This is a genomic window from Pseudomonas sp. ACN8, assembly GCF_002303925.1.
Lineage (GTDB): Bacteria > Pseudomonadota > Gammaproteobacteria > Pseudomonadales > Pseudomonadaceae > Aquipseudomonas.
The window spans coordinates 25,477-35,430 of record NZ_MRCS01000061.1; the positions used below are offsets into that span (position 1 = coordinate 25,477).

The window sequence follows — 9,954 nt, forward strand, 5'->3', positions numbered from 1 at the left end:
CTGGATACCGGGTTTGCCAGGGCTTATCCCCAGGCACGACAAAAAAATGCGCCGAAAAAGGGCGTCGATATAACCATCGCAAAGGCACTTGTGCACATTAGTTGCGCGGTCTGTCACCCCGCTGTCATCTCTCGTTCAAGCGTAATGGCTGCCTGTAACCAAAATTTAAGTCAATGAAAAACATCGCTTTTTTTTACTGGTGAAAAAATCGTCAGTTTGACTGCGAGCCCCATTCCACAGGGCTTTGAGCGAGTTAGAAGGCGGTTGTCCACTGAGTTATCCACAGCTTCTGTGGATTGTCCCGAGCGCTTGCTCTAGGACGGGCGTGCCGGGATATTTTCAGCTTTACCTGTAAGAAAAAGAGAGTAAAGTTGCGCGCCTTCTGATCTGCCCCACAGTGCTTTATGAAGTTTCGCTCAGCCTCTGTTTCCTCTTCCTCCACACCGCCCTCTGTTGCCCCTACCAAGCGCTTTTCCATGCGCGTGGCGGAGTGGCTGTTGGACAGTCCGCATCTGGGCGAAAACCGTAACGTCAAACACATCGCCGGACGTTTGCTCAAGCAACCGGCCCGTGAAGGCGTGGTGGCTGCGCAAAGCCGCCTTGGCCAGTTGATGTGTCGCGAATGCGGGAATGCCCGGGACCGCCGGATCGGTCAGGACCTGTTGCGTCAGGCCGCTCGGGCGGGCGATCACCGCGCTCAACAGGAACTGGGGCTGATCGAAGACTGAGCTGTCCAAGACCGGACGCCTTGGTTAACCTTCAGGCTTTACCCGAATGGCAGGAGTGGCTATGGCAATGGACTTGACCAGCGTATTGCTGGGGCTGGCAGGGGCCGCGTTGCCGTTGCTGGTATTGGCCTGGCAACTGCAGCGTCGGGCCAGCACCACGCAAGCCGATGTCGCGCTGCTGCAAGAACGCCTGGCCATGGCGCAACTGGCGCAGGACGGATTGAATGCCCAGCTCGAATCCAGCCGCGATGAAGCGGCTGATCTGGCCCAGGCCAATGCCACTAAACAGGCTGATCTGGCTGCGCTGCGTCGTGAAGTCGAACTGCTGCAGATCGAGCGCGACGACGCCCGGGATGCCGCCCATGCATGGAATATCGAACGCGCCGGCAAAGAAGCCGAGTTGCGCCGTCTGGATGCCCAGGCCGCGTCGCTCAACGCCGAATTGCGCGAGCAACAGGACAGCCATCAGCAACGCCTCAACGACCTGCAAGGTTCACGGGACGAGTTGCGCGCGCAGTTTGCCGAACTGGCGGGGAAAATTTTCGATGAGCGCGAGCAGCGTTTTGCCGAAACCAGCCAGCAGCGCCTGGGGCAGTTGCTCGATCCGCTCAAGGAACGCATCCAGTCCTTCGAAAAGCGTGTCGAGGAAAGCTATCAGAACGAGGCCCGTGAGCGCTTTTCCCTGGCCAAGGAGCTGGAGCGTCTGCAACAGCTGAATTTGCGCTTGAGCGATGAAGCCACCAACCTGACCCGTGCCTTGAAAGGGCAGAAAACCCAGGGCAATTGGGGCGAGCTGATTCTCGAACGTGTGCTTGAGCATGCGGGGCTGGAGAAGGGCCGTGAGTACCAGACGCAGGTCAATCTCAAGGGACCGGACGGCGAGCGCTTCCAGCCGGACGTGATCATTTATCTGCCAGGCGACAAGCAGGTGGTGGTCGACTCCAAGGTCAGTCTGACGGCCTATCAGCAGTATGTGGCGGCTGAGGACGAGGCTATCGGCCAGATCGCCATCAAGCAGCACGTGCTGTCGTTGCGAAATCACGTCAAAGGCCTGGCCGGCAAGGATTACAAACGCCTGGATGGCTTGCACAGCCTGGATTTCGTGTTGCTCTTCGTGCCGATCGAGGCGGCGTTTTCTGCCGCGTTGCAGGCTGAGCCGACGCTGTTCCAGGAAGCATTCGACCGCAACATCGTGATCGTCAGCCCGACCACCTTGCTGGCGACCCTGCGCGTCATCGACAGCCTGTGGAAGCAGGAGCGCCAGAGCCAGAATGCCCGGGAAATTGCCGAGCGGGCCGGGTGGCTGTATGACAAGTTCGTGCTGTTCATTCAGGATCTGGACGAGGTCGGCAATCGCCTGCAACAACTGGACAAGGCCTACAGTTCGGCACGCAACAAGCTGACAGAGGGACGCGGCAACCTGGTCAGCCGCAGTGAACAACTCAAGCTGCTGGGTGCGCGGGCGAGCAAGAGCCTGCCGGCGGACTTGCTGGAGCGTGCGATGACTGATGTGGATGGGTTGGTCGAGTTGCCGGAGTAGCTGAAAAAGCTTCGCGAGCAGGCTCGCTCACACATTGGAATGCGTTCTCCTGTGGGAGCGAGCCTGCTCGCGAAAAAACTGGAAGCATCACCGCACAACCCAGTGATTACAATGGTATGTAGCGGCTCAACAACGCCCGCAACGCCGCCGGTTTCACTGGTTTGGCCAGATAATCCAGCCCCGCGGCATGCACCAGGTCAACCGTCTCCGGCCGGCCATCGGCGCTGATCACCACCCCCGGAACCGGTTCGCCCATCTGTGTGCGCAACCAGGCCATCAAATCGGTTCCGGTCTCGCCATGATCGAGGTGGTAATCCACCAGCGCCAATTGCGGGCGCATGCCTTCGTCAAGCAACGTAGCGCATTCCTCGCGATTGCGCGCGGTCCAGACCTGGCAACCCCAGCGGCTGAGCAGGCTGTTCATGCCGATCAGGATGCTGTCCTCGTTGTCGATACACAGCACCTGCGCGCCATTGAGCAATTTGCCATTGAGCTCGGCGACCTTGACCGGCGCTGCGGTTTGCGCCCGGGCCAGTGGTACGCTGACGCTGAACACGCTACCGCGTCCCGGCCAGGAGCGTACGCGCAAGGTATGACCGAGCACGCGACATAGCCCATCGGCAATCGCCAGCCCCAGACCGAGGCCTTTTTCGGCCCGTGTCTGGTGGCTGTCGAGGCGCTTGAACTCTTCGAAAATCACCTGCAGCTTATCTTCCGGAATGCCTGGCCCACGGTCCCAGACTTCCAGGCACAGTTGATCCTTGTGCCGGCGAACCCCCAGCAGCACCGGTCCTTTGCCGTAGCGGAAAGCGTTGGTCAGGAAGTTCTGCAAAATCCGCCGCAGCAGTTTGATGTCGCTGTCGACGCGCAACGTGCTTGCGCGAACCCGGAACTCCAGTTTTTGTTGTCGCGCCAGCGCTTTGAACTCTGTACCGAGGGTATCGAACAGTTCTTTCAGGGCGAATGGCTGGCGATTGGGGTTGATCTTGCCGTTCTCCAGGCGGGAAATGTCCAGCAGGTCGCTGATCAAGTCCTCGGCCGAGCGCAGCGAGCTGTCCAGGTGTTCGACCAGTTTCCGCGCTTCGCCGGACAACCCGTCGTCCTGATGGGAGAGGGCGGCGGAGAACAGCCGCGCCGCATTCAACGGTTGCATCAAGTCATGGCTGACGGCCGCGAGGAAACGGGTCTTGGACTGGTTGGCCGCCTCGGCGGTGCCCTTGGCTTCGGTCAGGGCAACGTTGAGCTGCGACAATTCGTGAGTCCGTTCGGTGACCCGTCGCTCCAGCCCTTCGTTGGCTTCGGTCAGCGCTTGCTCGGCTTCGCGGAACGCGGTGATGTCGGTGAAACTCATGACGAAGCCGCCGCCCGGCATCGGGTTGCCGATCAGCTCGATCACCCGGCCGTTGGGGAACAGGCGCTCGGAGGTGTGCGCGCGGCCCTGACGCATCCAGTGCAGACGGCGCGCGACGTGCACTTCGGCTTCGCCGGGGCCGCACAGGCCGCGCTCGGCGTTGTGGCGAATGATGTCGGCAATCGGCCGGCCGACTCTGATCAGGCCATCCGGGTAGTTGAACAAATCCAGATAACGACGGTTCCAGGCCACCAGTTTCAGCGACTGGTCGACCACGCTGATGCCCTGGGTGATGTTCTCGATGGCGCCCTGCAGCAAGGCACGGTTGAACTGCAGCACCTCCGAGGCTTCGTCGGCGATGCGCACGACGTCCTCCAGTTGCATCTCCCGGCCCTCAATGGCGGCTTTTACCACCGCGCGGGTCGAGGAGGCTCCAAGCACACCGGCCAGCAAGCGTTCGGTATGGGCGATCCATTCACTGTCGGCGTTCTGGTTCGGGTTGAAGCCTTTGCCCTGGCGATAGGCAAAACGGATGAAGCTTTGACGGGCGCGTTCTTCGCCGACGAAGCGCGCCGCCAGTTGCAGCAGGTCGTCGATCTGCACCGCCAGCATCGAGCGTGCGCTGGGGCGGGCGCTGATTTCCTGGCCGATGAAGCGGCCCGCCTGCCAATGCTCGGAAACCCGGGTACGGGACAGCACCGAGACCCAGGCGAACAGTGTGAAGTTGCCTGCCAGCGACAGCACTACGCCCTGGGTCAGCGGGGTGATCGGCAGGTTCAGTGGATTGCTGTGCAACCACGCCAGCCCCGGGAATGTGCTCAGGGACAGGCCGAGGCTATTAGCTGCAATCGGCAGGATCAAGGTGTAGAACCACAGGAAGGTGCCTGCGGCGAGGCCGGCGAAAACACCACGGCGGTTGGCCTGTTTCCAGTACAACGCACCGAGCATGGCGGGGGCCAACTGGGTCACGGCGGCGAAGGCGATCTGGCCGATGGTCGCCAGGCTGGCGGTCGAGCCCAGCAGGCGATAACTGACGTAGGCCAATAGCAGAATGACCACGATGCTGACGCGGCGCACCGACAGCATCCACTGGCGGAACACTTCGAACGGGCGCTCGGCGTTGTTGCGACGCAGCAGCCAGGGCAGCAGCATGTCGTTGGATACCATGGTCGACAGCGCGACGCTGGCCACGATCACCATGCCGGTGGCTGCCGATGCGCCACCGATAAACGCCAGCAGGGCCAGCGCCGGATGCGCCTGGGCCAGGGGCAGGCTGATGACGAACGAGTCCGGCAACACAGAGCTGGGCAACATCATCTGGCCGGCCAGGGCGATCGGCACGACAAACAAGGCGGCGAGGGCGAGGTAGGCCGGGAACACCCACTTGGCCAGACGCAGATCCTGGGGGTCGATGTTCTCGACGACGGTCACGTGGAACTGCCGTGGCAGGCAAATGATCGCCATCATCGCCACGCCGGTCTGCACCACCATCGACGGCCAGTTGATGGTTTCCTTCCAGTACTGTTCGAGGCGCGGCGCCAGCATGGCCTGGTTGAACAGGTCGTCGAAACCGTCGTACAGGCCGTAGGTCACGAAGGCGCCGACGGCGAGAAACGCGAACAACTTCACCAATGATTCGAAGGCGATGGCCAACACCATGCCGCGGTGGTGCTCCGTGGCGTCGAGGTTGCGGGTACCGAAGACGATGGTGAACAGCGCCAATACCAGCGACACGATCAGCGCGGTGTCCTGGGCACGGGTGCCCATGGCGTCGGCACCGGCGCCGATCAGCAGGTTCACGCCGAGCACGATGCCTTTGAGCTGCAGCGCGATGTAGGGCAGCACACCGACCAGGCAAATCAGCGCCACCACCACTGCCAGCGACTGGGATTTGCCATAGCGCGCGGCGATGAAGTCGGCGATCGAGGTGATGTTTTCCTGTTTACTGATCATCACCATTTTTTGCAGGACCCACGGCGCGCCGACCAGCAACAGGATCGGCCCGAGGTAGATCGGCAGGAACGACCAGAGCTGTTCGGCGGCCTGGCCCACTGCACCGAAGAAGGTCCAGCTGGTGCAGTAGACCGCCAGCGACAGGCTGTACACCCACGCCCGCACACGCGGCGGCAAGGGCGCGCTGCGACGGTCGCCATAGAAGGCGATGGCGAACATGATGGCCATATAGGCCAGGGCGACGACGGCAATCAGCCCGGTGGACAGCGACATGGGGACTCCAGACAAAAGACTTCCGGGCCTCCCGCCCGGACAGACAGTCTCGCACGACCGCCAGCGTTAGTCAGTGTCGACCAAGGTCGTGGCGTGGTGGGGTGTCGCAGGGGAATTTGCAGTGTCTGGACTGGCCCCATCGCGAGCAGGCTCGCTCCCACAGGGATTGTGGGTGGCAGGCAAATTTTGGGAGCGAGCTTGCTCGCGATGGGGGCTTCACTGATTCAATGTAACCTCATGGCTTAGCGCAATGGCGAGTCTACTGCGATCACGTTCGGCCAGGGGCTGCGAGGCCAACCGGTAAAATTGAGTTAGCCTTGGCACCCACTCAGTTCACTCGAAGGATCGAACCATGAAGATCATCCGCAGCAAATCGTTCACTGGCGAGCGTGCCTGGGCCGCGCTGGACATCGCCAGCATGAACGGCATCACCACGCGGTTGCACTGGACCGATCAGCCCTACAAGTGGCACGTCAATGATGGCGAGGAAGTGTTCGTGGTGCTCGATGGCCAGGTGCAGATGCGGTATCGCGAAGAGGGAGTGGAGCGGGAAGCCTTGCTGGAGGTCGGTGACATTTTTCATGCCTCGGTTGGCACTGAGCATGTGGCGCATCCATTAGGACCGGCCCGGATATTGGTGATCGAATCTGAAGGGAGTGTCTGACGCTATATAAGTGATATAGATAAGATATAGAGATATTACCCGTTATATAGATATTCTATTCGGATCTAACATGGGCTCTACCTCACGAGAGGACAGGAGTTCGCCATGACATGCGCCAATAGCATCAAGCCCGGAATCAAACCTTTCAGCCATTTGCAGCATCCCCGCGAGGTGATCCGCCAGTTCACCCCCAACTGGTTCGCGGCCACCATGGGCACCGGCGTGCTGGCGTTGGCACTGGCGCAATTGCCGGTCGCCCTGCCTGCCTTGCACGCCGTTGCCGAAGCCCTCTGGCTGTTCAATATCGCTCTGTTCCTGCTGTTTACGGCGCTATACACGGCGCGTTGGGTGCTGTTTTTCGACGAGGCGCGGCGGATTTTCGGCCACTCCACGGTTTCGATGTTTTTCGGCACCATTCCCATGGGCCTGGCGACCATCATCAACGGCTTCCTGGTGTTTGGCCTGCCGCGCTGGGGTGAAGGGGTGATTCACCTCGCCGAGGTGCTGTGGTGGCTGGATGTGGCCATGTCGCTGGCCTGTGGCGTGCTGATTCCCTACATGATGTTCACCCGTCAGGAGCACAGCATCGACCAGATGACGGCGGTCTGGTTGTTGCCGGTGGTCGCGGCTGAAGTGGCGGCCGTCAGCGGGGGGTTGTTGGCGCCGCACTTGGCCGACGCTCATTCGCAACTGGTGGTGCTGGTGACCAGCTACGTGCTCTGGGCCTTTTCCCTGCCGGTGGCCTTCAGCATCCTGACTATTCTGATGCTGCGCATGGCCCTGCATAAACTGCCCCACGAAAACATGGCCGCCTCGAGCTGGCTGGCCCTTGGCCCGATCGGCACCGGTGCGCTGGGCATGCTGGTACTGGGCGGCGACGCACCGTTGATTTTCGCGGCCAACGGTATGCCGGGAGTCGGTGAGATTGCCTCTGGATTGGGTCTGGTGGCCGGCATCACCTTGTGGGGCTTCGGTCTGTGGTGGATGCTGATGGCATTGCTGATCACTGTGCGCTACCTGCGTGCCGGCATTCCTTTCAATCTCGGCTGGTGGGGCTTCACTTTCCCGTTGGGCGTCTATTCTCTGGCAACGTTGAAACTGGCCAGTACCTTGAACCTGACGTTTTTCAGTGTGTTCGGCTGCGTGCTGGTGGCGTTGCTGGCGGTGATGTGGCTGATCGTCGGCAAGCGCACGGTGCTGGGCGCCTGGCGTGGCGAGCTGTTTGTCTCGCCGTGCATTGCCGGATTGAAGAAATAACCGGCAAAGATTAGGTAAGGTGTGGCCTGGATCGACTTGTGATAATCCAATAAGAATCCAGGCCACTCGTTACCTAACATCAGGGACACATGGAAGATGAGTCACCCTTCACAGTTCACCTTGCTGCGCACCCGGCGTTTCCTGCCGTTCTTCATCACCCAGTCCCTCGGGGCGTTCAACGACAACGTGTTCAAACAGTCGTTGATCCTCGCCATTTTGTACAAGCTGACCATCGAAGGTGACCGCTCGATCTGGGTCAACCTGTGTGCGCTGCTGTTTATCCTGCCGTTTTTCCTGTTCTCGGCCCTGGCCGGGCAATTCGGGGAAAAGTTCGCCAAGGATGCATTGATCCGCCTGATCAAGCTTGGGGAAATCGCCATCATGGCAGTCGGCGCCGTCGGTTTCATGTTCGATCACCTGTCGTTGATGCTGGTGGCGTTGTTCGCCATGGGCACCCACTCGGCGCTGTTCGGGCCGGTGAAGTACTCGATCCTGCCGCAGGCCCTGCATGAAGATGAGCTGGTAGGCGGCAACGGCCTGGTGGAAATGGGTACCTTCCTGGCGATCCTCGCCGGCACCATTGGCGCCGGGATCATGATGTCTTCGGCGCATTACGCGCCGGTGGTGTCCATGGCGATCATCGGCACTGCCGTGCTCGGCTACCTGGCCAGCCGCAGCATTCCCCGGGCGGCGGCCGCCACGCCGCAAATGCGTCTGAACTGGAACATTTTCAGCCAGTCCTGGGCCACGTTGAAGCTGGGCCTGGGGCAAACGCCGGCGGTGTCACGCTCGATTGTCGGCAACTCGTGGTTCTGGTTTGTCGGGGCGATTTACCTGACGCAGATCCCGGCCTATGCCAAGGAATGGATGCACGGCGACGAAACCGTGGTGACGCTTATTCTGACGGTGTTCTCGGTGGGGATCGCCGTGGGTTCAATGCTTTGCGAAAAGCTCTCCGGGCGCAAAGTCGAGATTGGCCTGGTGCCGTTCGGATCGTTTGGCCTGACCGTTTTCGGTCTGTTGCTGTGGTGGCATTCTGGTGGAATCCCGAACAGCGCCACCGGCCATGGCTGGATCGAAATCCTCGGTTTTGGCCACAGCTGGCTGGTGTTGCTCGACATCCTCGGCCTGGGCGTCTTCGGCGGTTTCTATATCGTGCCGCTGTACGCGCTGATTCAGTCACGTACGGCGGAGAACGAACGGGCGCGGGTGATTGCCGCCAACAACATCCTCAATGCGTTGTTCATGGTGGTGTCGGCGATTGTCTCGATCGTCTTGCTGAGTGTGGCCGAGCTGTCGATTCCGCAGCTGTTCCTGGTGGTGTCGCTGCTGAACATCGGTGTCAACGCCTACATCTTCAAGATCGTCCCCGAGTTCACCATGCGTTTCATGATCTGGCTGCTCAGCCATTCCATGTACCGCGTCGAGCACCGCAATCTGGATTTGATTCCCGATGAAGGCGCGGCGTTGCTGGTGTGCAATCACGTGTCGTTCGTCGACGCGTTGCTGATTGGCGGCGCGGTACGTCGGCCGATTCGCTTTGTCATGTATTACAAGATCTACAACCTGCCGGTACTGAACTTCATCTTCCGTACCGCGGGGACGATTCCGATTGCCGGGCGCCAGGAAGACATCCAGATATACGAACAAGCCTTCACGCGCATTGCCCGGTACTTGAAGGACGGGGAGCTGGTGTGCATCTTCCCCGAAGGTAAGCTGACCGCCGATGGCGAGATCAATGAGTTCAAGAGCGGGCTGACGCGGATTCTCGAAGAGACGCCGGTGCCGGTGATTCCGTTGGCCTTGCAGGGGTTGTGGGGGAGTTTCTTCAGCCGCGATCCGGGCAAGGGACTGTTTCATCGCCTGTGGTCGCGGGTGACGTTGGTGGCGGGGCCGGCGGTGGCGGTTGAAGTGGCGGAACCGGCGAAGTTGCAGGCGTTGGTGGGGGAATTGCGCGGGGCAGTCAGATAACAGTTGTTTGAGCGGGCCTCATCGCGAGCAGGCTCACTCCTAAAGGGATCGCGGGTGTGGTGAAAATCTCCGACACACCATAAAACCTTGTAGGAGTGAGCCTGCTCGCGATTGGCGGTAGTCGCTTAAGCGCTGACCTTGAGCCCAACGAGTCCGCTAATGATCAACGCCACACTCGCCAACCGCACCAGCGCCATGGATTCGCCAAACAGAATGA

General features: G+C 60.6%; 6 protein-coding genes and 1 pseudogene. 5 read left to right on the top strand and 2 right to left on the bottom strand.

The features are described from left to right. The first annotated feature begins 404 nt into the window (after positions 1–404). Positions 405–728, top strand: coding sequence for a hypothetical protein (locus BSF44_RS26160; protein WP_080925238.1), 324 nt, complete (start codon positions 405–407; stop codon positions 726–728). A 175-nt stretch (positions 729–903) separates the two neighbouring features. Continuing rightward, entirely contained in the window at positions 904–2,268 is a 1,365-nt protein-coding gene (rmuC, locus tag BSF44_RS26165; protein WP_172435401.1) for a DNA recombination protein RmuC, read from the top strand. A 106-nt stretch (positions 2,269–2,374) separates the two neighbouring features. Here rmuC and BSF44_RS26170 read toward each other — a convergent pair whose 3' ends face one another. Beyond that, the gene (locus BSF44_RS26170) at positions 2,375–5,845 is read right to left on the bottom strand and encodes a PAS domain-containing hybrid sensor histidine kinase/response regulator (RefSeq protein WP_095945938.1); all 3,471 of its coding nucleotides are present in this window, start codon (positions 5,843–5,845) and stop codon (positions 2,375–2,377) included. Positions 5,846–6,197: 352 nt separating this feature from the next. Here BSF44_RS26170 and BSF44_RS26175 point away from each other — a divergent pair, with 352 nt between their 5' ends. The 3 genes from BSF44_RS26175 to BSF44_RS26185 all read left to right on the top strand — a co-directional run bounded on the left by BSF44_RS26175 (position 6,198) and on the right by BSF44_RS26185 (position 9,737). Beyond that, positions 6,198–6,509, top strand: coding sequence for a cupin domain-containing protein (locus tag BSF44_RS26175; RefSeq protein ID WP_095945939.1), 312 nt, complete (start codon positions 6,198–6,200; stop codon positions 6,507–6,509). A 105-nt stretch (positions 6,510–6,614) separates the two neighbouring features. Next, on the top strand, positions 6,615–7,766 hold the full coding sequence (locus tag BSF44_RS26180; protein WP_095945940.1) for a TDT family transporter: 1,152 nt from the start codon (positions 6,615–6,617) through the stop codon (positions 7,764–7,766). Between the two features lie 96 nt (positions 7,767–7,862). After that, a complete protein-coding gene (locus BSF44_RS26185; RefSeq protein WP_095945941.1) occupies positions 7,863–9,737 on the top strand; it encodes an MFS transporter in 1,875 nt (624 codons plus the stop codon). Between the two features lie 125 nt (positions 9,738–9,862). Here the strand turns inward: BSF44_RS26185 and BSF44_RS26190 are convergent. Beyond that, positions 9,863–9,954 (bottom strand): annotated as a pseudogene (locus BSF44_RS26190) (QacE family quaternary ammonium compound efflux SMR transporter); the annotation flags it as partial.